Source organism: Pseudomonas sp. GW822-FHT02E03 (assembly GCF_058802325.1).
The window spans coordinates 1-26,738 of sequence record NZ_JBXAOA010000019.1; the positions used below are offsets into that span (position 1 = coordinate 1).

A 26,738-nucleotide genomic window follows, 5' to 3' on the forward strand; every position below is an offset into this window, starting at 1 on the left:
CCCCCCCCCCCCCCCCCCCCCCCCCCCCCCCCCCCCCCCCCCCCCCCCCCCCCCCCCCCCCCCCCCCCCCCCCCACAAGGGTTCTTTATTGTTAGCTGGCCTTCTTGTCGGCCATGACTTGCGGGTAGAAGCGTTTGATCGCCAGGTCCGCGTTATCGATCAGCGTCATGCAGGCCCACACACCCCGCGCGGCATCCCGGGCGGCGATGGCGTCGGCCATGTCTTTGTGGATTGGCAAGGTTCGGCGCAGTTCGTCCGGGTCGGCGGCAGACACTTCGAAAGACACGGCCAGCAACGCGCCGAGGGCCGGGACCATTTGTTCGATGAATTGATTGTGGCTGGCGGCGAGGATGCACTCGTGGAAGAACTGGTCGGCGCGGTTGTAATCGACGCCGCTGTCCACTGCCCGTTCCAGCGCGTTATAGGCCTGGAGTACGGCTTGCACTTGTTCCACCGTCGCCCGCTCGCAGGCCCAGCGCACCGCCATGGGTTCAATGGTGCGGCGCAGATCGAGCAGGTCGTCGACGAAGTTTTCCGGCAAGCCGCTGCGCGACAGCCAGCCGACGACTTGAGGATCGAAGAGATTCCAGCGACGCACCGGCAATACGCGCGTGCCGACCTTCGGCCCGACTTCGAGCATGCCCTTGGCGACCAGGGTTTTGATGGCTTCGCGGATGACCGTACGGCTGACACCGAGCTGCTCGCCCAAATCGGCTTCGACTTTGATGGTTTCGCCGGGTTTGACCTGGCCGGCAGCAATCCAGCACCCCAGCCAATCGACCGTCGACGCATGAAAACTGCTGGACATGGGCACCTCGTCGACCGGTAATAAAAAACAAACGACACAACGCCGTTCGCGATGGGTGTCCACGCTAATCATCATATGATTGGGTGTCAATTGGATTTTCAGATGCCTCGCCATACGGACACGGCTGTTCGTCCGAATCCTGCTCGAAGCGCTTTGATCCCATCCACTTTGTAAACTACGGTTAGCCGCAACAGATCAGGCAGTCAGCGGTCTGTTCCCCTTCAAATCCGCTATCGATAGGTATGAACATGGACATGGATGCGTCTACGAAATACCCCATTGTGTTGGTTCACGGTCTTTTCGGCTTCGATAAAATCGCCGGTTACCCCTACTTCTTCGAAATCGAGGAAGCCCTTGAACGCGCCGGCGCTCAGGTGTTTGCGGTCAATATTCCAGCCGTCAACGGCAATGAGGAACGCGGTGAAAAACTGCTCGAGCACGTCAACCGCATTTTGCTGGAAACGGGAGCTGCCAAGGTCAATCTGATCGGCCATAGCCAAGGCCCTCTGGCCGCACGCTACGTAGCAGCGCTGCACCCGGAAAAGGTCGCGTCGGTCACGTCCGTCAGTTGCCCCAATCACGGGTCCGAGATTGCCGACCAATTGCATAAGGCGCTGACGCCCGGAGAGTTGCCCGAAGCATTCGTACTGGCGCTGTTGGGCGCAGTCGGCACCTTCATTTCGTTGATCAGCGGCCACCCGGAAAATCCCGTGGACCCTCAAGCGGCATTCGAATCGCTGACCAGCGCGGGATTGGCTGCCTTCAATCGCAAGTACCCGCAAGGGGTGCCAAAGGTTTGGGGCGGCGAAGGCAACGAAATCGAAAACGGCGTGTATTACTACTCCTGGAGCGGGATCGTACAGAACTTCCAAAGCCTGCAACTCCTCGACCCGACCCATTTGAACTGTAAAGTGCTGTCGAAGTTGTTTTACAAGGAGGAGCACGCCAACGATGGATTGGTCGGCCGCTACAGCTCTCACTTGGGCAAAGTGATCCGATCGGATTACCCCATGGACCATTTCGACGCAGTCAATCAGATGGCAGGGATCAACAGTTGGAACGTGAGCCCGGTCATGCTCTACCTTGAACATGCCGCCAGGCTCAAGAGTAAAGGTTTGTAAGCCCAAAAAAACGGCCCGTTGCAATAACGGGCCGTTTCGTTGCCAACGCTCAATCGACTATGGCTCAAGCCCGATCGGGAAGAATTCGCCACCGCTCCACACGCCCAGCCAACGCTGCCCGTCGATTTCACGACTCACCGCCAGCTCCACCAGTTGGTAGAACACATTGCGGTGGATCAGCGCTTCAAGGTTGGTGCGCACATGCACGTACGGCGCGGGTTCCTGAGTTACCGGATCGATCACCACGCGCATAGGGTGCTCGACGCCGGCATCGGCCGTTTCATCGACGTTGGTGGTAAAGCGCAAGACCTGGGCCTCCCCCTCGCCTTCGACCTCCACGGCAATCGCCACGAACGGCGCGTCGTCGACCTTGATGCCAACCTTTTCGACCGGGGTAATCAGAAAGTAATCATCGCCGTCGCGGCGAATGATGGTGGAGAACAGCTTGACCATCGGCTTGCGCCCGATCGGCGTGCCCAGGTAATACCAAGTGCCGTCGCGGGCGATGCGCATGTCGATGTCGCCGCAGAAGTCGGGGTTCCACAAGTGGACCGGCGGCAAGCCTTTGGTTTTGGGGATTTGCCCCAACAGATCGTTGGCTTTTTGCGGGCCACTCATGGCGTTCTCCTTTGAATTACTGGTCGCTGAGCCCCAGCAGGCTACGAGCGTATTGCTCCAGCGGCGGGCCCAGCAAGTCTTCTGGCTTGTTGTCGTGGAACGTCAGTAAACCGCCACGACTCTTGATACGTGCAGTATCAATCAAATACTGGGTGCTGGTCTCGATCAACATGATTTGAATCACGCCGTTGTCGATTCCGAGGCGATCCACGTGTTCCTGGTCGAGCCATTCGTCCGAGTTGCCGATGCGGTCGTCAGCCTTGGCGAAACGCGTGTACAGCAGGTAATGGGCGCCGGCGGCACGGGCTTCGCCCATGGCAGCGTCAAGGCCTTCCGGCGCGCGGGCGCGGCGGACCATCGGGAAATATTCGATAAAGCCGTTGAAGGCCTCTTCGGCCACCACGTTAGGTCGCGGGTAGGCATTGCCCGGCGGCACGAAAGCACCTTGGGCGATGTAGATAAACGAGTCCGGCTGAATGCGGAAGTTATTCACGCGACGGCTGTCGCTGTGGTCCAGCAGGCCGGCGTCGCTCATGTGGTAGCGAGTCCCTTCGGCCATATCGCTGACATTCATGCAGCCACCAAGCGCCAAAACGGCCAGCAGCAAAACCAGGCTACGCATCCTACCCTCCAGAGCCGGTGACGGAAAACCGGCGAATGGCCATGGGATGCAGCTTCCGCGCCAGCTCAATGTACAGGGGATGTGTCGGGTGTTTTTGGGGTGACTGGAAGATGGCTATCGCGGGCAAGCCACGCTCCCACAGGTCATCTGTCGGTCACAGTTTCTGCATCCGACAGATGACCTGTGGGAGCGTGGCTTGCCCGCGATGAGGCCCGATCAGCCGCCAATAATCTTCATGATGGTCGCACCACCGGAGAACGCCACTTCCTGCTTGTCGCCCAAGGCTTTGACCAGCAGTCGCTGCAACGCCGGCAGCGCCTGGTGACGAGGTTTATCCAACAAATCGCCGACATAGTGACGATTGCTCGACGACAGGCAGCCATGCAGCCAACCTGTAGACGACAAGCGTAGACGCGAACAGGTGCGGCAAAACGGAACGCTTTCGTTGGCGATCACGCCAAAGTGGCCCAGCCCCGGAATCTGGTAACGCACCGCCGTGGCATCGACTGGCGCGTCGGCCTGAAGGTACTCGTAGCGTTCGCCGATCAGGCTCAGCAACTGCTGAAGGCTGACGAACTGTTGCAGGAAGGCATTGGAGTCGCTGGCCAAGTGGCCCATGCGCATCAACTCGATAAAGCGTAACTCGTAGCCGCGCTCCAGGCAGTAGTCGAGCAGCGGCATTACCTGATCAAGGTTCTGACCACGCAGCGGCACCATATTGACCTTGATCTTCATACCGGCCGCTGCGGCCTGGTCCATGCCGTTGAGGACGGTCGCCAGATCACCACCGCGCGCAATGCTGCGAAAGGCGCTGGCATCCAGAGTATCGAGGGAAACGTTGATGCGCCGAATACCGGCATCCACCAACAGCGGCAGCTTTTTCGCCAGCAACTGACCATTGGTGGTCAGGCTGATGTCCGCCAGGCCCATCTGCCCGACGGCAGTCATGAAGGCTTCGAGCTTGGGACTGACCAATGGCTCGCCACCGGTAATGCGCAAACGCTCGATGCCCGCGGCCTCTATCAGATAGGCCACGCCGCGTGCCATGGCCTCGGCCGACAACTCATCCTGCGCAGCCACCAGCCGCTTGCCGTTGGGCACGCAGTAAGTACAAGCGTAATTGCAGGCTGAGGTCAGACTGATCCGCAAATTGCGAAAACGCCTGCCTTGACGGTCAACGATCATGGATCACTCCGGCGAAAGAAGATTCGAACACGCAAAACTTGACTCACAAATCAAGTTTTAGCAAGCCCTATGCCTGAGTATATTCCTGCGGTACTGCGCCATGTAGCTAAATCATGGCGCAACAAGGCAACTGACGGGTTCAGTTGCTCGGCGTGTCGGTATCGCGTTTGCGCTTGTTGCCCATGCGCACGCCGATGTCCATCAGGAACTGGAAGAAACCTTCCTGATCTTCCAGCACATTGCTCCAGAACGGCGAGTGATACAGCGCCACCGCGCCATGCACCAGAGCCCAGGCCGCGCAGTAATGGAAGTAAGGCGGCACGTCTTCGAGCTTGCCTTCGCTGATCCGGCCCTTGATCAGCAGGGTCAGGCGCTCGAAGTTCGAGGCGCGGATCTTGTGCAGTTCCTCGACCATCTCCGGCACCTGGTTGCCCTTGACCACCTTTTCTTCCAGGCGATCGAACAACCGATAGCGTTGCGGGTCGCGCATGCGGAATTCGAAGTAGGCCCGGGACAGGGCTTCCTTGTCCTTATCGACATCGGCGGAATGCAACAGCTCGTTCAAATCGCGCTCGTAATCGAGCATCAGGCGCAGATAGATCTCCGCCTTGGATTTGAAGTGCTTGTAGATCGTGCCTTTGCCGATACCGACGGCATCAGCAATCATCTCGACGGTGACACTGTCTTCACCTTGGTCGAGGAACAGCTTGAGCGCGGTATCGAGAATTTCTTGCTCGCGGCGACGAAACTCACGGACCTTACGAGGTTCTTTATGCATAAGAAAAGGTCTGTAGGGGTCAAAATTCGAAGCCGCGTATTATGCCTAACTTACGCCAAAATGCACGGATCATCCGACCATATCTGTGTTTCTTGATGAATTCGCGCCACCTTGAGGGTTGATGAGAACTCAACCGAAGCGCGCGTATTCCAAATTTGTTTAAAAACCCGACCAGCTAAACTGGACTCGGCGCAATACTGATCAATACTTCAACTGTCGGCGAGGCATCTCCCCCAAGTGTCGCGCCGATGAAGGTACCAACGGATTGCGTGCCTTTGTTTTACTCCTAATGGTCTTAACCCGGATTCCCCCCCCAGAACCCGGGTTTTTTTTGCCTGTGATTCAGCGGCCAAAGCCCCACAGGTGCTGCCGAAGGCTGCGATCTTTTCTAACGTTACACCGGTGCCCTGACGTGCGCCAACGGGAACAAACGCTTGAAATTCTCGGTGGTTTGCTCGGCAAATCGTTCGTAGGACTCACCTCGCAACATTGCCAGAAATTCCGCTACCTCGCGTACGTATTGCGGCAGGTTCGGTTTGCCGCGATAAGGGATCGGCGCCAGGTACGGCGAGTCGGTCTCCACCAGCAACCGGTCAGCCGGTACCTTGCTGGCCACATCCCGCAGGGCATCGGCATTGCGAAAAGTGACAATACCGGACAAGGAAATGTAATACCCCATGTCCAGCGCAGCCTTGGCCATTTCCCAGTCTTCGGTGAAACAATGCAGCACACCCGCCTGAGGCAGTGCCGCTTCGCGCAGCAGTTCAAGGGTATCGGCCCGGGCGCCACGGGTATGAATGATCACCGGTTTGCCGGTCTGCCCCGCTGCTTGCAGGTGCAGACGGAACGATTCCTGCTGCAACGCTGCCGCTTGCGGCTCGTAGTGATAATCCAGGCCGGTTTCACCGATTGCTACCACCCGCGGATGATTGAGTTCGTGCAACAGCCAATCCAGCGCCGGTGCGGCACCCGGCTGCACATCGAGTGGATGCACGCCGACCGAACAGTCAACATCGTCGTAACGTTCGGCCAGCGCTTTGACGTCAGCGGCGTTATCGGCGCTGACGCCAATGCACAGGAAGTGCCCTACGCCACGCGCACGGGCCGCATCAAGCGCGGCATCCAGGGAACCGTCGTGGGCGGTGAGGTCGAGGCGATCTAGGTGACAATGGGAATCTACGAGCATAAAAGGGCTGCAACTTACATCGTATGAGTGGGACGGTCGGACTTCAGGGCTCCGGCCAGATGGGTTTCGATTCGACTGCGCGCGGTGTCGTCGCCTTCGTTGAACTGCACGCCAACCCCGGCGGCGCGATTGCCCTGGGCACCTTTGGGGGTGATCCAGGTAACCTTGCCAGCGACCGGAATCTTTTCCGGTTCGTCCATCAGGTGCAGCAACATGAAGACCTCATCGCCCAACTTGTAGCTTTTGTTGGTCGGGATAAACAGGCCACCGTTCTTGATGAACGGCATGTAGGCCGCGTAGAGCACGGCCCTGTCCTTGATGGTCAAGGACAAAATGCCATTGCGCGGCCCCGGACTGATGGGTTCGTTCATGTTGACCTCCACTGTCTGATGATCAGAGTCTAGTGTCAGACGGTCACTTCTGGGTAGGCAAGGATACCCATTGCACCAACAGCGCCTCTAGCAACAACGCAGGATTGAGGTTGGCTTTGCTCATCACTTTCTGCCGCTGGGCGAGAATCCAGTCCTGGATATTCAGGACTTTGTCCTGAGCGGATTTCTGCGCCAGGTATTGAATCACTTTGCGCATGTCCGCCAACCCCAGCCCGGCTTCATCCTGAGTCAATTGATAACGCAGGATCAGGCTCGACCAGTCGCAGAACCAGTCGAACAGCAGCAACATGGGAATGGTTTTCCACTCCTCGGCCAACTGGGTCGGCGATTGCTGGTGCTTGAGCAACTTCTTCACGCCCTCGACCACCAGAGCCCGCTGCTCGCGCACGCCTTGTGCCTGCAATTTGACCGCGGCCAATGGCGAACCGGCGGCGAGGGTAAGCAGCTCAATGCGCTCTTCTTGCGCACAATCCGGCAAAGCGCTGGCCAACCAGGCCAGACTCATGGCTTCGCTTGGCAACGGACAGGCTTGCTGCACGCAACGGCTCTTGATGGTTGGCAGCAGACGGCTGGTCTGGTGGCTGACCAACAGCAAAACAGTATCGCCGGACGGCTCTTCAAGGCTTTTCAGCAAGGCGTTGGCGGCGTTGATGTTCATCGACTCGACTGGCTCGATCAGCACCACTTTGCGCCCGCCCATCTGCGCGGTCTGAACCACGAAGCTGACCAGATCACGAACCTGATCGACCTTGATCGCCTTGTCTGCTTCTTCCGGCTCCAAAATGTAATTGTCGGGGTGACTGCCAGCCTTCAGCAGCAGACAGGGTTTGCACTCACCGCAGGCGTCTTGGGCGGTCGGGCGCTGACACAACAAATGGGCCATCAGACGCTCGGCCAGCGCACGCTTGCCAATCCCGGCCGGGCCATGCAGCAAATAGGCATGGGCGTGCTGGGCACGGCCGGCCAATTGCTGCCAAAGACTGTCCTGCCACGGATAGGCTTCAGCCACGGGTCAGCTCCAGCAGACGTGGCAACAAGGCATCCAGAGACTGCTGAACCTGTGCCAACGGCTGAGCGGCATCCACCAGGACATAACGCGCAGGATCCGCTTTGGCACGCTCGAGGAAGGCAGTGCGCACCGCATCGAAAAACGCTCGGCCTTCGAGCTCGAAGCGGTCCAGCCGACCGCGGGCGCTGGCGCGGGCCAGACCCACTTCTACCGGCAGATCGAAAATCAGCGTCAAGTCCGGGCGCAAATCGCCCTGGACGAATGTTTCGAGGGTCGCAATGCGCTCCAGCGACAAACCGCGCCCACCGCCCTGATAGGCATAAGTCGAATCTTGTTTCCGGTCGGAGATAAATGTAAACATAGACCTATTAGTTTCGTTTTGACTGGAATGTAAACACATGAAAAACCTATAATTTCCTTGTCATCAATCGTCCCGAGGCCTCAATGAGGATCATCATCGGCTTGGCAGCTTTAGCCCGTTCCGGGAAAGACACCGTTGCATCCATGCTACTCAAGCATGAGAACGTCTCAGCCTTCGCATTGGCTGATCCGCTCAAATTAGGATGCCAAGCTCTCTTCGGTTTGTCTGATGAGGAAGCTTGGGCCGATGCCTATAAAGAGAAAGAAATCCCTCTCTGGCAGATGTCGCCTCGCCAGATGTTCCAGCAGGTCGGGACTGATTGGCTGCGGAATCATAACGCGGATCACTGGCTGATGCGCGCTGATCGGCATATCAACCATCCTGCAATAGGTTCTCCCTCCCCTACCCCTGATCAGCTCAAAAGATCAGACGCTCCAATCCGTTTGGCAGCTCAGGCGTTCTTCGGTCTATCCGATGAACAGACTTGGGATGAAGCGATGGAGAGTGAGATCGACACCTTTTGGATGATGGCTCCTCAGCAAACCTTCCAATTGATCAAAAATCTCTGCGAAAAATATATCCCCGCATATAGAGAAACGAGATCAAAGTTGCCGGTCGCAACCCCGAGTATAAATCATACTAAGAGTAAACTCGCAGACATCATTATAATCAAGGACATACGCTTCGAGAACGAAGCGGAATATCTAAGGTCGCATAACGGTCGCATCTGGCACATCATCAGACCCGACGCTGAAAAAGTTCGATCGCACTCTTCGGAATTTGGCATAAAAATCAAAGACGGTGATCTCGTCATAAAAAACAGTGGTACACTTGAGGAATTGGAACAGCAAGTTCAAAGTGCGTGGAGCAACATCCACCCGACGCACTAAGATTGCCAAGACCAAAAACACGCGATCACCGCCCAATTCCAGCAGACTATAAATGCAGCCACAACCACGCCCGCAAGAACAAAGTCCGATAACAATCCAAACAACCTGCGGGCGCACCATAGCGTGCAACTACCTGGATCATCCAGCGTATTCCCCAAGCCTAAATATATGCCTTTCTTTGCACTACGTGTTCACATCATATGGCCCGACGGTGACCTACGCGAGCGTGTACCTTCTAAGATCGGCTATTAATACGTTCTTTGATTTCATGGAGGTTAACAACAGTAACAACCCTCCTCCGCTGCATATCACCAACTATATCCATATCACTCACGAAACGTTTTTCGCGTATCAGCGCTTTATCCGTAAGCTCGAAAGGCCCATCGACTACGCGGACAAGCTACGGTCTGCGATGAGCGTAGCCGCCCAGCTGTCAGAGGTTCTACCGCCAATCGCCCTGCCTGCAATTGAACGGGATGCCAGAGAGAAAACTGAGCCTCTCTTCCCGGATGCTTATGCTCAGCTGACACAGGCGCTGATCAGCCATATCGACACACTGCGTTCGAAAATTACTTTTCGAGAAAAGCTCGCCAATGTGGAGCCTTATGAATACGAAGGCGTTTTAAAAGAACTAACCCCAACATTTACACGGGCCGATATTTTTCGCTGGTATCAGTGTTATGCGCAGGATTCATCTCGCCAGCTGAAGAAAGATAAACTGTTCCAAAAGCTTCGTTATACCAACGATCCCGAGCTTATACACATAGGTATGTTGACACGTGCCGTTCCTGCATTCAAAGAGCTTTACGAAGATGAAGCATCTGCGTACTTGTTAGATATCCCTTTCGACCCAACAGACGCCCCCCAGGGAATGTACCAGTGGCGGCCAGACGACCTTCGCGTACTAAAAACGCTCATTTCTCATGATTACCCGTTTCATCTTCCGCTGCCTGAGATTGCCACTACTTATGCGCGCAAGGGAATTCAAACACTGAAGCAGTGCAACAACGTCGTCAAACTGATACTTCATCGATACACCATTTGCAATAGGACTGATTCGAACATAAGGTTGCCGATGCTGGACGATCTTCTGAGCGAATACTTTCCAACAGCGATTGATATCAGCGCGATAGTTCTATTCCTCATGCTTCAGTCGGGCTGGAACAAAGAATCAGTATTGTCTTTGGATCAGGAAAATTTTGAGCACGTCTTGACTGGTGCAATAGGAGAGAGCTTAGCGGTTATTTTTTCAGAAAAGAACAAATCCCAAAGTACCGGGAAGCCCTATTTCGACCCCAAACAGATTGTTGCGCAGAGCGATAAAAACGATCCCTATTCGATTTTCAATCTCATCGAGCTTGCGAAGACGCTGACCGAACCTTTGCGAGACAAATCATTCGACGTCATGCCAGTCAGTCACGATGACGAGTCGATGAATCGCCTCTTTTGTTTTCTGCGTCCCTGGGGCGAATGGGGCGGTCTAGGAGGACGTCATTCCTCCATCAGCAATCAAAAATCTTTTATGCAAGGAATACGTGCGTTTTTGAGTGCGTATCCCATTTTTGAGAACGGACGTCGCCTGGAAGGTGCGAAGGATCTAACTCGACGTTTGCGCCCTACTTGGGAGCATTACAAGCGCAAGGATCACCCACTGAGCTTCCTTAGCACTCAGATGGGCCATAGCAATGTCAATACCACCGACATTTATTACGACAGCTCGGGCATAGCGACTCAGGGGCGTAAAGGACGCCTGAGAAGCGAGCTGGAGGCCATCGTATCTCTCCTGCGCGCTCGTCAATTCACTGGGCTGCTCGGAAATCGTGCCCAAAAGGACGCCGCAGCTGAGCTTAAGATCTTCACCATCCCGGGTCAGGAAAATGCGCTATGGGGATGCGCGAATCAGCTCTCTCCGGATTGGATCGGCGCTGCCCGCTACATCACCCCGGGGAAGAAATGCTGCTACATCCAACATTGCCTCGGATGCAGCCAGATTCGCGTCTTTGAAGAGTCACTGCCTTTCCTAATAGAGCGTCTGGCGCATATCGAGGAGCAACTCGAAGGACCAGAGGCCACCAGATACATGTCTGGCCTTGAGATCGAGAAGCAAATCATCGAATACATCCTCGATCAGTGGGGCGACGACGATGCGGTTAGGCTCGCAGCTCGCTACCAGCGTAAACACAATCCATTGCTTCCGCGGGACCTGGCATCGCTCCGGATCTTGTTTGATGAGGGGCAGTTTGATGAGGGCCTGCTTGACCAAGCTCAACCTGATCGGGACGGGCTTGGGCAGCATGAGCTTGAGCACCGTGTAATTGAGCAGGGCCAATTAGACGAGGGTCAGTCCGATGACTGATTTCAATGCAACGGAAATCCCAGATGACGAAGATTCGCTTGATGCGAAGCTGATCGCTGAATTTGAGCTGGATCGGCAAGACGCTGCTCTCTCCGAGCTGGCTGACTTGATCCATGAGTCGAATGTGGCGCCAGGAAGCAATATTGGATTGGCCAAAAAACTGGAGCTTGATCCGACTGGATCATTTTCTGTGTCGGACTACGCGCGCTATAGCGATCCTGTGTGGCCATTTGAAAATGCGAACAACACGTTTCCTAACCGCGTTAAATTCGATCGCACGCAGGAAGGATCGAACACTTTAAAGCGCGCGATCATCTTCCATCTGATCCCCGACTTCTCACCGTTCAACGCGATCCGTAGTTACTCAACGACCAGAAGTAAGGGTTACGCGTATCGTGTGTTAGAGAAATACGTGTTCCAAGCGAACAAGCTCAATGCGACGCCGGCTCATATTCAGATCATTTCGACGCCAATGCTCCTAGCTGCACTCGATGAAGCCAAAAATAGCCAAGCGAGTTCTGACTACAGAGAGCTGTATTTCTTCATTCGTTTCTGGGGCGCCCTGTCGGCTCAGAAATTAATACCCCCAGAGCTTTGCTTACAGGCAGACCTTCGCAAGATCGATACCAAGGAGAGGCAGCGCGACATCGTTGCGCACTTCACAGGGTTGATGCAGACGTGGGTTCCCTACTCTGAGTCAGATCTTGAAAAACTCATGGACTATTCATTGTTCTGGCTGGAAGAGGCGATCCCGCACGTTTTGGCAGCCAAGCGACACATTGAGGAAAATAGCTACCAGAAGATCGCGGGCTACAGCATTGGTCGTGCTCAAGAATTGCCCACCTTTGAAAAGCTCTTCAACGTTGAGATTAAGGGTAAAAAAGTGCTTGGCTATGCCAAACGAATCGCTACGCACAAAAGGAGCCCTCAGTACAATTACACTTGGATTGCAGATTACGGCATCACGCTAGACCACATCAGGAATGCCATCTTCATCATGTTGGCCCTGGTTACGGGGATGCGGAAGTCAGAATTGTCCCGCGTGAAATTCGGTCACGTTTACACCGATGAAAACGGAGTGTTCTGGATCACCGTCACTCGAACAAAGACAAGCAAGGACCCAATCTATAAAGGAGAAACGCAAGCGCTCCCGCTGCCCGAGTTCGTCGGCTCGAAAATTCGCGAATTCGAGGAGTTGCGCAGCATCGAGCCTTTCAAGCGTGAAGGTTTTCTATTCCAAGCAAACCAAAGCGTGAAGCCGCTCAATAAAGCCACACCAGCGATCATCAACACCCTCATCATTCAGCTGAAAAGCCAGATCAATGTCGACAGGATTCACTGTCACCGCTTCCGAAAGACCATCGCAGAGATATTGATCAACCGAGACGAGCGGAACATCGACCTTATCCGCTTCCTTTTTGGTCACCACAGTTACACGATGAGCATGAAGTACATCGCGCGTAACCCGTATCTCGTGAGGTCGGTGGCTCAGGCTCTCGAAGAAAACTTTACTCACGAGTTTCATGAAATCGTAAGCGCGGTTAGGGACGGAGCGTACTCGGGAGAAACCGCCAATCGACTGGCCTCTCAGATCGCCGAGCGGCCGGCTGATTTCTCCGGGAAGCAGCTCAAGACGTCCATTCTTGTTTACGTGACTCACCTGATCACTTCAGGCGAGCCCATTTTTATCAACCGCACGGCAATGGGCACCTATTGCGTTAGCGCGGAGCATTTCACCATCGAGAATCTGCCTCCTTGCTTGAAGGGTAAGACGCTGATTGATGAAAACCTTATGCCTGACCCAAGCAATTGCCAAATCGAATGCCGCCATGCGGTGGTCGTCGAAAAAGCAAAACAGTCGATTCAAGACAACATCGTTTTCTATAAAGCGCTATTGAGCAACGCGACGGGGGGGATATCCAAGTCTGTGAAGACCTCGCTGCTCAAGCGAATTGAGGCTCACGAATCGCACCTGGAAAATCTGAACAACAGCAAGCAGTCCAAGCAAAGACTGATCAGTCTTATGGAGGCCTCTGCATGAGCACTGTGAACACCAGGAAGAAGCTGATCAAACTCATCGCGGAGCATCAGTTTGGGGGTAGCGGCAAGAAGCTGAAGATTGAGGATTTGGCTGATCGTGGCGGTATTTCCCGCCAGGCGTTCAATCGAAACTATGGCGATCTTAAGCCCTATGTCAAAGGCGAAAAGCCTATCACTGAACTGCTGGAGGACGGAGAAAACGACTCCAGCCATCGGTTTCTGGCGCAGAGCCAAGCTCAGTTGCAGGAGCTGCGCACGCAGCTTGCGCAGATCGAGCTGAAGCACGAGAAAGCGCTGGATCAGGCGATTAAGAGCCACATCACTACCCTTATGAACAACGACCTGACCTTGCTCGATTCCAGCGAGGTCCGGAGCACGCTAGAGAAGCAATCTCTGCATACGCAGTCGCTCATAGAACAGATAGATGGGCTGGAATTGCAGCTCACCAAAGAGAAAGCGAAAGCTCTGAGACAACCTGCTCAAGCTCAGAATGACCCCCCTCAGAATAAAATGATCATCAGGTACAACCTGGATACCATTTTTTCGAAAGTAAAAAACGGCGACCCGGATGCAGCCGACCAAGTCGAAGATGCCAAAGAGGTGGCGACCTCAGCGGTCTGCAAAAAACTGAATAGCCTCACCAAGGAGAAAAGCCCTCATCTGGTCATTTTTGCTGACCGGTACTGCTCTCAATTTGAGCTTTTTGCAGCCAATTTTCGCTGTGAGAATGCCCACTACCACGCAATTGTTCAGTTGCCCGTGTTTTCAAGTTCCAGCCTGAACATGTTCCTACGCCGCCTTGAGGTCGACTACGTTGTGAGCGTTTACGTCCCTTACTGCCCAGCTGTCGCAGTGCTCAAGGCGCAGCAGAATTTTTACTTCCGTGACATTCCTACCTATGAACTGAAGTGTGCGGAGAAGGCCACCCCCCTCTCTATGAGTGAAAAAATAGAGAAGCTCGTGTACTTCAAAGTGAAGCAGGGCGACTGATGATTTCGATCAAAAAAACACAAATCGCCTATCAGAGCGTTGAGAGCAATAGGTATGTGAAGCACTACATCTTGATAGCCGAAGAGGCGGGGCAAAAGGTACTGCTGAGCTATCCCAATATTTTTTTGTACTCCTCGACCCTCTCCTCTATCAAGACGTCGGACCGCTATGCCAGCATCATCGCGATGTTCTTTAGCTTCCTTTCGACAGAGGAAAAATTTGCCGGCAGAAGCGCAAGCACGTATCACATTCTGGCAGATAACAGAGATATCAAGCGTTGGCAGGAAAGTAGGCAAGCTGAGCGCGTGAAGAGACAAAGCGCTAGGCCATCGTCGGAAACTATTTTCGAAGATGCCAAGGTATTGCTTATATTTTTCCAATGGCTAAACGCCAGTGGTCACCTTACGAACGTCAAAATAGACCTAAAGACGTGGATTCCGGACTTCAAAAACGAGCAAATGCTGAGCTACATCAGAGCAAAAGCGAAAGTCAGTATCAGTGCTAAAAACATCACGGTGCTAGACAAGGAAAGTCGTCAAAAGAAATCCAATTCGCTCATCACCAATGATGAGATCAAGATATTGCTCAAAAGCTATACCGATCCGGTTTACAAGGCCATGTTCAGTCTCGGGTTGGGCAGCGCTATGCGGCCGATGGATCTTTGCAAATTTCCTTACATCGGAGCAGGTAAGAACGAGCACATTTTGAGCTATTCCGAGATGACCAAGGGCGAGAGTACCGTTGAGTACACCGTCCACGAGAGTAAGGGTAAAAAAACGAGGACCATTACCCTCAACATGAAGGATCTTGAGGTTCTGGAGAACGCATATATCAAGCCTTTCTATGCGGAGCGAGCACGCAAATACAAGGAGAAGTATGGGAAGCGCTGCCCCCCGTCGATCCTGTTTTTAAACGAGAAGGGCGACCCTGTTACGCCTGCAAAGATCTCGAACCGGACGACCGATGCCAAGAAAAAAGCGATACGAGAAAACCCGAGTTTTCGTGAAAAAATTGTGTTTTATGAGACCCGGCATTGGTGGCCGACACAGTATCTGATTCGTACATTTGGCAAGGACATCATGACTGAGGCGGCTGACGTGCTGAATTTGGCAGCGGGTGAAGTGCTGAAAAATCAGATGGGTCACGAAGATATAAGCACTACTTTTAAGTACTACGTTGATATGGCACGCATGCTGATTCATCGAAGCAGGGGTGGCGTGAATGAGCTGGTGACGGCTCCCGATGAAAGCGTCGCCGATTTTCTTGAAAAGACTAACGGGATAAAGATTTTGTAGTGCTTCAGACGTGTTAGCCAAGAGCGAGCGCCGAAGCCGCGGCATGCCGCGAAGCTGTCCATGAGTGAGGGTCGAGGGAAGTGGGTTGGGGTTGGGGTTGGGGTTGGGGTTGGGGTTGGGGTTGGGGTTGGGGTTGGGGTTGGGGTTGGGGTAAGGATGGGGTGTGCGACGCGCTGGGGCTGGAACAATCCCTGCGGGACGTACTCCAACATGCTCATTCCTGCGATAAAAATCCTCCCTATGAAAGTCGCCTCGCTTGCCTTTCTCTACCTCACTGCCCTTGCCACTCAAGCTCATGCTTCCAGCTCCGATGCTTGGGCAGCCTACGACAAAGTTGCCTTGGAAAGCTGCATCAAATCCAGCGGTTTGAATGATGCCAAACCTGTCGGTACTTCAGCTCAATTTGATGATCGCGTTGGCTACACCGCTATCCTAATGCAAGGCCAGTATCCGCAGAAACATATGGTCACAGAGTGGGACTCCATTCGCACTTCCGGAAAGACTCAGTAAAAACTGGTAGGCCCGTGCGGTGACGCCGTAGATATCATCACGGAGCTAATTTGGAAGATAAAGAACGGAGTCGTCCCTTACCTGTACGCTCCAATATCGCGCCATGAGGTGAGAGAAAGCGCTGTCAAAATTGAACTGGTGGAAGATTTCGTGCGCAACTAAACCAGCGTTCCAGGCTCGTTTCGTGGTTGCCCGGTCCTATAAGCACCGAGGGGCTTTATGCAGAGCCTCACACCGTCAGCGCACTCAACGATATTCTAGGAAGATTTAGCCTCCAACGCAGTGCGCCTTCCCTTGGGCTCTTTCCTTCAATGAAGGGTAAAAACCGCATTCTGCGAATTCATCCAGGGGTGTCCTGGACGGCTGATGGGCACCTCAGGCTGAGGTAAATACTTCACATAGGGAGGTAATGCGGTGAAACCGATACATGCCCGATGATCAGCACTACGGCTCCGCATCGAGCATTTCCACTGAGCCCGAAAAGACGTAACCCTCGTTCCGCACAGTGATGCAGGTTGATTTGCGCGAGTTATCAACTAGATCGTGCACTTGGAAAATTGAATTAGGAATATCGGCGCTCGGGTATCAGCGCGCCCCAAAAGAGTAACCCACTCATAGCGCGGTCTCCTCAGCATAAGATTCGCTGATGGAGATTGAAGGTAGTCCTCAAAACTCATCGGTATAGAAGCCCCACGCGCTCACCAACTCATCTATTGCGAGCGAAATCCTCGACTCAGCCATCAGCTCCGCAGGCGTGTAACTCAACGCCACCGCGACCGCCATAGCAAACTCATTCAGATCTCCTGGCTCATAGGGCCAGATTTGAAGCTTCATCACTGACGCATCATGGGGATGGTATTCATCGATAATCTCCACCGCGTCCACCAGATCGAGATAATTTGCGAGCGATATAGCCCTGGTCTTTTGAGGGTAATCCGCAAGCATCGTGCGCGAATCCAAAAACGTATCGCCAGCTTCGACAAGTGCAGGATGGCTGAATGCGCGGACGTTCATCGACATCAGTCTTGGCGACGATACGAGACTCCGCACATGTCTCAAATCGACTGGGCCTTGGTTGAACTCCCATTCCAATACTCGGCGCAAATGATCCTGGAGGTTTGGGTGATTAGCCATCACCACACTCGTAGCGTTTATCAATTTCATGAGGTCAGACACCAACGCCATGCTCAAGCCGTTTTAGGAGTAGGTAAATCGCCTGGCACCCCTCTTCCGTCGCCAGCATTTCGCAGGGTCGCCGACCTGCGAAGGCAATGCGTTCTTCTTGTACCCAAAGCACTGCGCCTGCTCCGAAAAACGACAAAATCAAGTCTACGGCTTCTACGTAGCTGGCGATGTAGTTTTCGTCATTCTTAAGGTTTTCAACCCGATCTATCTGCTCCGGCCCGGAATGTTGGCCACACCGAGCCTGGAGCCAACCCTCAACACTTATCAGCCCACCTGGCATCCCGCACATCTCACAAACACTACCTGATACCAACTCCGCGATATCGAAAGCGGCACCGATGCTCTCGTCACCTCCGCTATGGTAGATCCTGAGCTGACCGAACTTCTCTTTCGCCTGCGTGACCTTCACGTCGAGCGCGCTCACCTTGGCACGTTGCTGAACCAGCCACAGAGTCGCTTCGATGACATCAGCCCAACCGTCATTGCATTCAAAACCGAAGGTTGCCTCTCCGGAGAAGTCTTTCGGAAAGAGCAGAGTGCGGTACTGAGCTGCAAGAAGCCTTTCGATGAAATTATTCATCACCCATAGCCCTTTTTGACCACAAAGTCTCGCGGGTCTGACCGAGTAATGTTGATGGATAAACCTGTCCGTCCATCAGCTCATAGCAGACCCGCTCGTCCACTGTTTGAATCTCCCGAACTGGCTCCATCAACCAGTTACCTTTTTGGTTCAACCACGGTGGCGATACGAGCTGAACCTCGTGAATAAACTGCTCTGGTGTGTCTCTTGAGGCTAAATCAAGGAGGAACTGCACTTTCGAAATCATGAACTGTTGCTGGGAAGAGCCCGCCTGGCCCACCGTTGCGTATGTGACAAAAAACCACTCGTCGTTCGAAGTTTGCGAGATATACGCCCAGCGACGTGCCCCTTCCTCCAACACGAAAAAAGGATGTCGTACACGCGCTTGCTCATGGGTTTCGAACATATTAATTCTCCAGATAACTTTTTTGCTTAAGGCGACTCACCTTCACTGCCCCCCTCTAACAACTCACAGCACAACCGGCGCCTTAGCATCGTCTTTAGCCCAAGACCATGAGTTGCCTCCCTATGAGATTTTCAGATGACAGCTACGTGAGTGCTTCTGAACCGTTGGTTTCCTACAGGCGACAAAGCTACCAAAACGGTAGTATTTCAGCTAGCAGCAAATCGCACCTTGCCGCTATGGCTTCCACAGGCAGATGCATGAATCGATACGAGCTTGGTGGGCGATGTTTGGCCCTAGAGCTAATTGAACGAGCCGCAGCCGAGCTAGGTGCCCGCCGCTTTACGCCAACCGCCATGACGAAGCAGAGCTGCTTGAGCGCTGCGTTCGGATTAGCGATTTTGGAAAAGCGCGTTTGATGGCCATCTCAACAAACTGGAGTAGACCTGGCTCGATTGCGCCTCGAAGAGATCCAGCGGGGTCGTTCAAGGCCACGTAACCTAAGCGTTGATCCAGTTCAGGGACCGGTCGCAGGCTTGCTCAAAAGAAAAGGCTGCGGACGGCTGTAACGCGTTTCAGGCGGCACCACCGGTTCGAATGCGGCTTAGAGCGAGAGACAGCAATGCCATCCACTTACAAAGGTACTGTCGCGGCTGCTGATACAAACGCGAATTGAAAGCCATGCGAGAAAGAAATATTAAACAGATTCGATCGAAACCAGTTCGAAGTACTTAAACTTGCGTTTCTTCGCTTCTGTCTTCGCTTCCTGCTCCGCAATGAGCCTACTCAGCGTGTTTGCCTCATAAACAAGCGTCTCGGCTTTCCCCTCAAACTGCGACGTAACGCGGAGCGTCACCCTCAATTTGGGTGAACGCGAAGTCGGTGCACGTCGGGCTTTTGATACGTGCTGCTGATCTGACGTAACCCGCAGATCCTCAGCCGCTGGGGCTATCTCATTATTCTGCGTGCCGAAAAGTGCTTCGCGCATTTCGTCTTCGCTCAGATTCTCTTTCATGCACGTGTCTCGTATGATCTTGCTGGTTGATCAGTATTGAATGGCTAACGACTCCGCATCGAACGTAGCGCTTCAGGAGCCACAACCCGATCGATCGGTTTTATTCGGCGCATTCTAACTGAATCGCTGTGGTGGATTGATGGTGAGCTTTGAGCCACAAGGCAAATAGGCGCTAGAAGTAATTCTATTTCTATGGCTTTGTTCACCAGTACGGTGCCCGAGTGGACCGCTCATTTCAGCATCATGGATGAAAAAAATGGCCCTATTCTCTCAAGACCAACTCGAAGCGATCGCTAATGCCTTGGGCGATACAGAAACGGGCCTCACTGGGCCTGAAATAGAGCTTTTCATTGCTTCGGCCAAAATGAGCGACCCTGGCAAAATTACAAAACGCATCAGGATTTATAACGCGTTCGTGGAAAGCCAAAATGCAAAGCGTAACCGCACTCACGTGTTGGAGTTTATACGCCTCGCCATGAAACCAGCCCGATATAGTCGATCGCCTGAGCGCTTCGAGCCGATGCGCGCACTCGTAAATCAAGCGCTTGCATTTGCTTCACTTATGGTAGATCAAGCGGGAAATCTTATATCAGCAGAGGCGGTGCAGACACTGCCTGAGGCCCAGCGCAGGGCGCGCGATCTGCGTGCGGACCTTGAAAGCCGAGGGGTCCATCCCGACGTTCTCAGGTTTTGTCGCTCGGAACTGTTAGCGGACAACTACTTCCATGCCGTTCAGGAAGCAGTGAAGAGCGTCGCAGCAAAGATGAGAGAACGTACAGGGCTGACCGATGACGGAGCACCGCTGGTAGATCGGGTGCTAGCGGGGGATCCGCCACTTCTCGCAATCAATCCGCGCTCGACAATCAGTGAAAAAAGCGAGCAGAGCGGCTTTGCAAATTTGGTTCGCGGCACTTTTGGGATGTTTCGAAACCCCACTGCCCATGAGGCTCGAATACATTGGAATATGACGAAAAATGACGCAGAGGATTTGCTTACAATCGTTTCGCTAATCCATCGACGTCTGGATAAAGCCTATATGCCGCCGAGGCTCTGAAAGGGCCATGCACACGGATGAGTTCCAAATTCGCGCTCCACTGAGGAAAGACATAACCCTACCCTTCACTCAGCTTGGTCCCTGCTCCCTCTCGGCCTTGACTGGCTGCGTTCGGCCAGAAGCGGACACATGCTCGCGGCCCCCTAAGCCTTCACGCTCTCACTTCACGACATTCCTGACGGGATCTAGTGCTTCTCTTGGCCAATCTCAGTTTCGGGTTCATGGGGGTGAAAATAGTAGACTCCCTTAGCTTGAAGCTCGCTGCCGACATAACTTGGAATAGCTAAGCCCTTCAAAATGAAATCAGGAGCATCACCTTCTACAGTGTGGCTATGCAGCTCATTATTATGATGCCGTATCGTTTTCGCAAACTCTATGAAAGTCTCATCAGGCTTAAGCGATTTTGGATTTTCACACAAAATACAGAATGCTTCACTTAGTCGCCAATGCCCGCTCAACCTATCCTTTGATTTCGGGTTTTTATGGCGATGATACAGATTGGTCAATAGCACGAGATCTACTCTGTCGTAGGCAGATGTATCTGAGTAAGATTTGAGTGTGAACAACCCTTGGGCTCCATACAAATAAGAGTACCACTTCTGCATATCCATAGCATCATCGCACCCCACAATGAGAATATTCAGCTCACTTTTAGGAGTCATGGGAGCAAATTTTTCATGTGCAGAGATAAGAAAGCTTTTAAGGTTATTATCCATGTGCCTTTGGCGGGACAGAGTATGACCGCCGCTGGAGAACATGTCCTCTAGGTCTGCTACGATACTATCATAATCGCCCAGACGACCTAGCGAGCCAATTTTGAAACCATCACTATCATCAACCGCGTGTTTTTTAGAAAAGTCGGCGCACTTCACCTCTATATTGTATTTGAACTCCCCAACTCGGACCGAACAGTCTACATCCTTGGGCGGATTCACCTTTTCCTCATACACAAATCCATTCGGGAAAAACCTAGCAAAGTGCGCACACACAGTCACCTCTACTGCCGCCTGTATGTATGCCTGCTCACTAACATTATCGGACTTCAAACCAAGCTTGTTGAAACATAGACTTTCTCTCTCTGCAACACTTAGATAGGGAGCCAGATCATTGATAGCTTCCACCAGCCCGCGCGCATATTCTTTCGTAGATACAAATTTATTGCTCAGATCGAACTGCAAAATCGTTTCTTTAGAACTCATAACCGCCCTCGCCCTATGGCCATAAAGTTGATTTAATATAGCTTAACTTATTTTGCTCGTCGTGCCAGCCTGCGGGTAACGATAGTCAGAGTCGCTGCCGCAAAAGCAGGTAGCTTGTTTTAGCCGACTAGTTATGCCCATATAGACAGCACTCGAAAATTAATGCGAATCATCCGATGATCACAGACATTCCGACCAGTGACGAATTCTCCTCAGCAGCTTACGCCCAGTTCGACTTTGCCTGGGATATCGTCATTTCATTCTTGACCACGCTGGACGAGGCAGGCCAATACGCAGAGGTCGACAACGATGACAAGGCCCAATTCTGGGAAGCCGCCCGCCAAAGAATCCTGACCTCACTCATAATTGCGCAACAAGGCATTGAACTCGCCATCAAAGGCAAGCTCGTTAACGTCAGTCCTTTTCTGCTGATTGCAGGATCCCCGTCGGACTGGCCCAAGGACAAGACAGGTACAGGGATTGCGTACTCAGAATTTCGGACCATTGACGCGCAGGACCTCATTAAGGTCTACAACACCGTACATGACAAACCGTTCGACCAAAAATTTGCAGATCTATTCGAGCAGGTGCGCAGGCTTAGAAATCAAGCTATGCACTCCGTCAATGCTGGCCTCAAAATATCGGCCAAAGAAGTCATCATGATTATCCTCGAAGCGCATGAGCATCTTTTTCCCGATCAAAGCTGGGTCTTGGCCCGCAAAGAGTTCTTGTTCAACGCGCCTGCGGCGCAGGTGTACTTCGGCAACGACTTCATTGACGGCATGTTGGTTCGCGAGTTTTGCACCGTGTTCGACCTATTAACGAAAACCGAGGGGGAACGCTTCTTCAATGTCACTGCGGAAGTTCGAAAGTACATTTGCCCGGAGTGCAAACGCCACGCAGAAGAGATTAATGGCCCTATACCTCGCTACGCCGTGCTGGACCCGAACAAACCTACTTCTACCATCATCAGGTGCTTCGTCTGTAACGAAGGGCATCTAGTGAGTCGAACCCCATGCATTCACCCTGGATGCCGGGGCAACGTCATAAGCGAAGAATACGATAGGTGCTGCACCTGCGGTGAAGGTCAGTAGTATCCCGGGCTGATGTGATGATCGCAGCGGCTCGGCTGGATTGCCTGCGAGCCTAGCGCATACGGGCAACGAAGCTCTACATATCCTGTCCTGCCGTGATCAGCGCGTCGCCCAGCTAATGGAAGCCCCCAAATGGTCGGGTAATAGCGCCAGCGCGAATCGAGCAGTTCTGCCTCCGGAATACTTCCGGCTGCTCATGGGAGGGCGAACGCTCTGAGCGCCGCGATCCGATCTGCCAAATCGGCTTCAAGCTGCCGAACTCCTTGCTCATTTCCCAAATAACGTATGTGCCGCAGATGGGCGATATCGAAAGGAATGTCGATTGGGTTCTGAGTGATGATTATCACTTCTTTCCCCAACGCGTGAGCTATTCCCATTTCATAAAAAACGTTCGCGTTTTTACCGGTGCAGTCACACACGACAATTGCTGCTTGGTCTATTAGAGCGACGACGTCTTGGATTATCGCGGGGTGATCCCAGCGGTTATCTGCTCGACCGCTCTCCATCCCATTTGATGTAGCTGCGCGTTGAATCGCGCCCCATACCGCATCGAAGCCGGCGAAAGGCATCATTGCAGACAAAAGATTAGGGCGTACTCGTTGAGGCGAGTCCAACTGGAAGACAACAGGTAGACGGACTGGCTCGCGCCATTCAGCCAACAATACTTTGAACAAATTAGCGTCTTTTATTGCCCAGTGACTATGTGCGAATGGGCCGAACCCTCTTCGCGGAATGTGAATTCCTAACGCTGGAGCGAGTGCGATCAGATCCATTTGGGGGATTGGCGGAATGTCAGGGTCGTATCGGTATTCGACTACTACACTGCCCCCCTGGATGCGGGTGCTAATGATTTCTCCAACACGTGCAACCTGCCCCGTACCATCTCCGTAGGTTTCAGGGGCAAATATGGCTGGTAACGTTCGCATCAAATCAAAATTGGGAAGCCCCCCGACCTTCCACTGAAGCTCCTGCGTCTGATCGATATAAACACGCCCTAGCGCAACATCATCACGACGCCCGCTCCAACCTCCTGCCGCGACCAAAAAATTGAACATGAATCCATTCCTGTGTGGGGACACTCAAGGCATTTAAATGTGAAGGCGGCGTGCAATGCAAACGAAAGCTGAATGCCTACAGCACGACTCCAAAATGACCACACCGTTTTCCCAGAGCAGCGAGCCACGACTGGCTGGGAGATTCAGAGTATAGCGCTGCAAGCTACTCCGGCCCCGGTGGAGACAGATTGCGACGTGTTGCAGGCATGACGTTAGCCAGCCCGCGGTAACGGCCTGCGATGGAGGTCAAAATCATCATGAATGCCTGTTTGATCTGTGGCACATGCTGCGATGCAAAAAGCTCCTTGGGCTAAACTGAACCTGAATATTACGGATGTGCAATGGCGTCGCGAAAACAGCATCACTCTCAGACCAAAGGAATATCTGTCCACTTTGACCTTGAAATCTCTAAACCCAAAAATCCCCGAAATGCTTCGCACACAGTCAAGTTCGACCTCATGACGCTCTTAGGTGAAACGCCTGAGCAAAGCATCGACTTCAATTGGGAAAATATGCCGCCTGTTGGCAAAGAGTTTCGTTGACCTGCTACCGCCGCGGCCGTCCATCATCGGCGCCTGCATACATACGAGTATTTTCGTTGCCCCATCGAAATCGGTAAAAAGCTTCCCGCATTTGCTGGCACATCAGATAAACCGTCCGAACTCAGGCTCTACCTAACTATCCTCGGCAGTCAGGCCCTCCTGCAAAATTTGGAAAACGCCCCACCCACGAACCGCCCCTTGGCTGAATTCCAGTGCAGCTGGCTTTAGCAAGTTTCGAGAAAAGCCACTACGCTCGGTCACTGCCCCCCCTCTAAGCTTTCACCGCTAATCGCAAATCAATGCCAGAAAAGCAGGAAACTTTGTGGTGGCCAAAACATGGCATTATGGGAGGTATATTCTGCCTTTGACGAACGAATTCAATGACAAATCCACGCTGGTACTTGCCTCTGAGCGAAACCCTGAGCAGCGCATTTTCTCGCGGCGTCCGCCCGGATTTCTCGCTTCTATCGAAGTATGAAATCGCAGCAATACTTTTTTTGCAGCAGCTCACGAATGCTCCGATTCGTGCCCCACTTGAGATGGAACGGTCGTTCGTCAGCGCATTGGCTCGTGACGATGAAGTCCTAAAATCAGCGTTGGCCAGCCATTACGATCAAAGCGCTTTCGCTGCTGGCCTCTTCCTCGCTCCGACATTAGAAATCGGGCTGATGAGCCAGGAAGCGGTTTCAGATCGGAAGTATTTACGCCCTGACGGCTCATGGGATTTCGACTACGGAAAACGGCAAAACATTGTCGTGGGAGCGTTGAGCCATGAGCATGTGCGTCCTAACGGCAAAATCATAAAGGTGAGCGATCACCAGCTTCGGATGATCCATACTATCCGAGCTAACCAAGAAGACTCGATCGAAGCGCAGGCTCATGCTGGAACAGGAAAAACATTCGTCATCGGAGAGATATTGGAACTGATGCCGGAACGTCGATTTATGCTTCTCGCCGACACAAGACCAAAGCTTCAGCCCATTCAAAAGAGATTTGCCAAAGAACAAATAAAGACAAACACCTTTAAAGACCTGGCAGTCGAATTGTTGGCTCGGGGAAATGTAGACCTCCAGAACAGATTGGTAGCGGCGTCAAGAATCCAGACCCCTTACTCGATGCTTGCCGAACAGGTAGGACTTGGCTCGATCGGTAAGCGCAATGCTCCCCAAGTAGTAGCTCTGTGCTGGGCGATGCTCACAAAATTTTGCTCGTCCTCCGATCCTTACATTACAAAAAAACATATCCCCCATAACCAAATCCAGTGGCTGTCGCTGATTGAGCAGGAGGCCGTTGCAGCGGCGGCAGCCAAGCTTTGGATGAGAATGACCTGCCTTGAGATGGAATCTGACCTTCTTCCAGTTCGTGGTTATCACCGGGTCAAGCAGATAGCACTCGCAGGACTAACAATTCCTGAATACGCAGATACGATCCTTGTCGATGAGGCCCAAGATCTAACCGGTCCGGTGGTTCAGTTGCTTGATGAATCGGGACACACGGTCATTTCATTAGGCGACAGATTTCAAAACTTAGGCGGGTACCACGCTCCTCACAAAGCCACCATTCGTCACAACGATATGGCCATTTCGCTACGCGCCGGACCTGCGCTTGCAGATTTTGTAAATCCGCTAATAGCTGCGTTTCCTGAAGCGAGTGCGTTTCCATTCATTGCTGACAAGTCGAAAGAAACGGTAATCGTAGAGTATCCAGCGGACTCATTCCCTCCTGAACCCACAGTAATCTTGGTCGCTGACGAGTGGGGGCAATTTGACTGGTTGATTCGTAACCGCGAAATGCGAGAGGGGGCTGCGCTCGTCGACTGGACTAAAAACTTCGAATCGTTCTTAGATGGATGTCTTCGGCTGTTTCAAAATGATCAGCGTGCTGAGCATAAAGCGATTTCCCAATTCCGATCCTGGGAAGATCTGCGCAAAGTAATGAGCTGGAGCGATTCTTTCAACAGAGTTGAGCACTGGCTGGAAACGATTGGAGTCAAATATGGAGTGAAGGAGCTTTACCAACATGCTCCGCTTGGCGAGCTTAGCAACGATCTTCCTTCGCGTACGTTGTTGACTACAGTATTTACAGCGAAAAATTTTGAGTTCAAACGGATGGCAATCTCAGAAGACCTTTACTATTTTTCAGATTTACGTGGAAAAACGGCACTGTCGAAGCAGCTCGCACTCTTATACACAGCCATCACGCGGGCATCGGGGAAAATCTATTTTCCAGATACGCATAGAGATCGGCTTTCATTGATACTAAATTTTGATAAGAGTAGCTCGAAACGTATATGCAATGAGTAATCGGTGAACACGGCTATTGAAGCCAATGCCTTCCAGGTGTAATCGCCAAAACTAATACACCAATAGAAAATAGCAAAACAAAAACTTTACTTAATCATAAACCCCATATTGCTGATACCAGCTAAAAATATACAAGATAAGCAGAAA

The 26,738-nt window shown here is 52.8% G+C and carries 25 protein-coding genes; 10 read left to right on the forward strand and 15 right to left on the reverse strand.

Features of this window, described 5'->3' with window-relative positions; all coding sequences use genetic code 11:
• Positions 1-91: 91 nt before the first annotated feature.
• Positions 92-808: a FadR/GntR family transcriptional regulator gene (locus tag AC1RQB_RS15795; RefSeq protein ID WP_007903969.1), complete on the reverse strand. Its 717-nt coding sequence runs from the start codon at positions 806-808 to the stop codon at positions 92-94.
• 248 nt (positions 809-1,056) lie between these two features.
• On the opposite strand from AC1RQB_RS15795, the gene AC1RQB_RS15800 reads away from it, so the two are divergent.
• The gene (locus AC1RQB_RS15800; RefSeq protein WP_008067800.1) at positions 1,057-1,929 is read left to right on the forward strand and encodes an esterase/lipase family protein; all 873 of its coding nucleotides are present in this window, start codon (positions 1,057-1,059) and stop codon (positions 1,927-1,929) included.
• Between the two features lie 57 nt (positions 1,930-1,986).
• Here AC1RQB_RS15800 and AC1RQB_RS15805 read toward each other — a convergent pair whose 3' ends face one another.
• The 8 genes from AC1RQB_RS15805 to AC1RQB_RS15840 form a co-directional block, all read right to left on the reverse strand.
• On the reverse strand, positions 1,987-2,547 hold the full coding sequence (locus AC1RQB_RS15805) for a DUF1285 domain-containing protein (RefSeq protein ID WP_063341173.1): 561 nt from the start codon (positions 2,545-2,547) through the stop codon (positions 1,987-1,989).
• A gap of 16 nt (positions 2,548-2,563) precedes the next feature.
• Entirely contained in the window at positions 2,564-3,169 is a 606-nt protein-coding gene (locus tag AC1RQB_RS15810; RefSeq protein ID WP_007903975.1) for a DUF4823 domain-containing protein, read from the reverse strand.
• A gap of 216 nt (positions 3,170-3,385) precedes the next feature.
• Entirely contained in the window at positions 3,386-4,354 is a 969-nt protein-coding gene (locus tag AC1RQB_RS15815; protein ID WP_008067796.1) for a GTP 3',8-cyclase MoaA, read from the reverse strand.
• A 139-nt stretch (positions 4,355-4,493) separates the two neighbouring features.
• Positions 4,494-5,132 (reverse strand): TetR/AcrR family transcriptional regulator, encoded by a 639-nt coding sequence (locus AC1RQB_RS15820; RefSeq protein ID WP_008067794.1) that lies wholly within the window; start codon positions 5,130-5,132, stop codon positions 4,494-4,496.
• 394 nt (positions 5,133-5,526) lie between these two features.
• The gene (locus AC1RQB_RS15825; protein ID WP_063341174.1) at positions 5,527-6,318 is read right to left on the reverse strand and encodes a TatD family hydrolase; all 792 of its coding nucleotides are present in this window, start codon (positions 6,316-6,318) and stop codon (positions 5,527-5,529) included.
• Positions 6,319-6,332: 14 nt separating this feature from the next.
• Entirely contained in the window at positions 6,333-6,689 is a 357-nt protein-coding gene (locus AC1RQB_RS15830; RefSeq protein ID WP_008067789.1) for a PilZ domain-containing protein, read from the reverse strand.
• Between the two features lie 43 nt (positions 6,690-6,732).
• Entirely contained in the window at positions 6,733-7,719 is a 987-nt protein-coding gene (locus AC1RQB_RS15835) for a DNA polymerase III subunit delta' (RefSeq protein ID WP_063341175.1), read from the reverse strand.
• Entirely contained in the window at positions 7,712-8,119 is a 408-nt protein-coding gene (locus AC1RQB_RS15840; RefSeq protein WP_259333001.1) for a dTMP kinase, read from the reverse strand. Before AC1RQB_RS15840 ends, AC1RQB_RS15835 begins: the two co-directional genes overlap by 8 nt.
• Positions 8,120-8,163: 44 nt before the next feature.
• Between AC1RQB_RS15840 and AC1RQB_RS15845 the strand changes: the two genes are divergently transcribed.
• The 6 genes from AC1RQB_RS15845 (at position 8,164) to AC1RQB_RS15870 (ending at position 16,161) form a co-directional block, all read left to right on the forward strand.
• Entirely contained in the window at positions 8,164-8,970 is an 807-nt protein-coding gene (locus AC1RQB_RS15845; RefSeq protein ID WP_198537188.1) for a deoxynucleotide monophosphate kinase family protein, read from the forward strand.
• 226 nt (positions 8,971-9,196) lie between these two features.
• Complete coding sequence (locus AC1RQB_RS15850; RefSeq protein WP_493094823.1) at positions 9,197-11,326, forward strand: hypothetical protein; 2,130 nt, start codon at positions 9,197-9,199, stop codon at positions 11,324-11,326.
• On the forward strand, positions 11,319-13,367 hold the full coding sequence (locus AC1RQB_RS15855; protein WP_081235224.1) for a tyrosine-type recombinase/integrase: 2,049 nt from the start codon (positions 11,319-11,321) through the stop codon (positions 13,365-13,367). The genes AC1RQB_RS15850 and AC1RQB_RS15855 overlap by 8 nt, the downstream gene beginning before the upstream one ends.
• Positions 13,364-14,356 (forward strand): hypothetical protein, encoded by a 993-nt coding sequence (locus AC1RQB_RS15860; protein WP_063341177.1) that lies wholly within the window; start codon positions 13,364-13,366, stop codon positions 14,354-14,356. Before AC1RQB_RS15855 ends, AC1RQB_RS15860 begins: the two co-directional genes overlap by 4 nt.
• Positions 14,356-15,651, forward strand: a complete 1,296-nt coding sequence (locus AC1RQB_RS15865) for a tyrosine-type recombinase/integrase (RefSeq protein ID WP_063341178.1) — start codon at positions 14,356-14,358, stop codon at positions 15,649-15,651. The genes AC1RQB_RS15860 and AC1RQB_RS15865 overlap by 1 nt, the downstream gene beginning before the upstream one ends.
• Before the next feature lie 240 nt (positions 15,652-15,891).
• Positions 15,892-16,161 (forward strand): hypothetical protein, encoded by a 270-nt coding sequence (locus AC1RQB_RS15870; protein ID WP_063343873.1) that lies wholly within the window; start codon positions 15,892-15,894, stop codon positions 16,159-16,161.
• Between the two features lie 666 nt (positions 16,162-16,827).
• Here AC1RQB_RS15870 and AC1RQB_RS15875 read toward each other — a convergent pair.
• The 4 genes from AC1RQB_RS15875 to AC1RQB_RS15890 all read right to left on the reverse strand — a co-directional run bounded on the left by AC1RQB_RS15875 (position 16,828) and on the right by AC1RQB_RS15890 (position 19,344).
• Complete coding sequence (locus tag AC1RQB_RS15875; protein WP_131815971.1) at positions 16,828-17,325, reverse strand: hypothetical protein; 498 nt, start codon at positions 17,323-17,325, stop codon at positions 16,828-16,830.
• Positions 17,326-17,329: 4 nt separating this feature from the next.
• Positions 17,330-17,926 carry an MbcA/ParS/Xre antitoxin family protein gene (locus tag AC1RQB_RS15880; RefSeq protein ID WP_063341179.1) on the reverse strand — a complete coding sequence of 199 codons (597 nt, stop codon included), beginning with the start codon at positions 17,924-17,926 and terminating at the stop codon, positions 17,330-17,332.
• On the reverse strand, positions 17,919-18,332 hold the full coding sequence (locus AC1RQB_RS15885; protein ID WP_063341180.1) for a hypothetical protein: 414 nt from the start codon (positions 18,330-18,332) through the stop codon (positions 17,919-17,921). The genes AC1RQB_RS15880 and AC1RQB_RS15885 overlap by 8 nt, the downstream gene beginning before the upstream one ends.
• Positions 18,333-19,026: 694 nt before the next feature.
• Entirely contained in the window at positions 19,027-19,344 is a 318-nt protein-coding gene (locus AC1RQB_RS15890) for a hypothetical protein (RefSeq protein WP_063341181.1), read from the reverse strand.
• A 256-nt stretch (positions 19,345-19,600) separates the two neighbouring features.
• Between AC1RQB_RS15890 and AC1RQB_RS15895 the strand changes: the two genes are divergently transcribed.
• On the forward strand, positions 19,601-20,398 hold the full coding sequence (locus AC1RQB_RS15895; protein ID WP_063341182.1) for a TIGR02391 family protein: 798 nt from the start codon (positions 19,601-19,603) through the stop codon (positions 20,396-20,398).
• Between the two features lie 185 nt (positions 20,399-20,583).
• Here AC1RQB_RS15895 and AC1RQB_RS15900 read toward each other — a convergent pair whose 3' ends face one another.
• On the reverse strand, positions 20,584-21,597 hold the full coding sequence (locus AC1RQB_RS15900) for a hypothetical protein (RefSeq protein ID WP_063341183.1): 1,014 nt from the start codon (positions 21,595-21,597) through the stop codon (positions 20,584-20,586).
• A 176-nt stretch (positions 21,598-21,773) separates the two neighbouring features.
• On the opposite strand from AC1RQB_RS15900, the gene AC1RQB_RS15905 reads away from it, so the two are divergent.
• Positions 21,774-22,691, forward strand: a complete 918-nt coding sequence (locus AC1RQB_RS15905) for a hypothetical protein (RefSeq protein ID WP_063341184.1) — start codon at positions 21,774-21,776, stop codon at positions 22,689-22,691.
• 194 nt (positions 22,692-22,885) lie between these two features.
• On the opposite strand, the gene AC1RQB_RS15910 is transcribed toward AC1RQB_RS15905, so the two are convergent.
• A complete protein-coding gene (locus AC1RQB_RS15910) occupies positions 22,886-23,746 on the reverse strand; it encodes a hypothetical protein (RefSeq protein ID WP_063341185.1) in 861 nt (286 codons plus the stop codon).
• Positions 23,747-24,668: 922 nt separating this feature from the next.
• On the opposite strand from AC1RQB_RS15910, the gene AC1RQB_RS15915 reads away from it, so the two are divergent.
• Entirely contained in the window at positions 24,669-26,591 is a 1,923-nt protein-coding gene (locus tag AC1RQB_RS15915; RefSeq protein ID WP_063341187.1) for a DEAD/DEAH box helicase, read from the forward strand.
• The last annotated feature ends 147 nt before the right edge of the window (positions 26,592-26,738 follow it).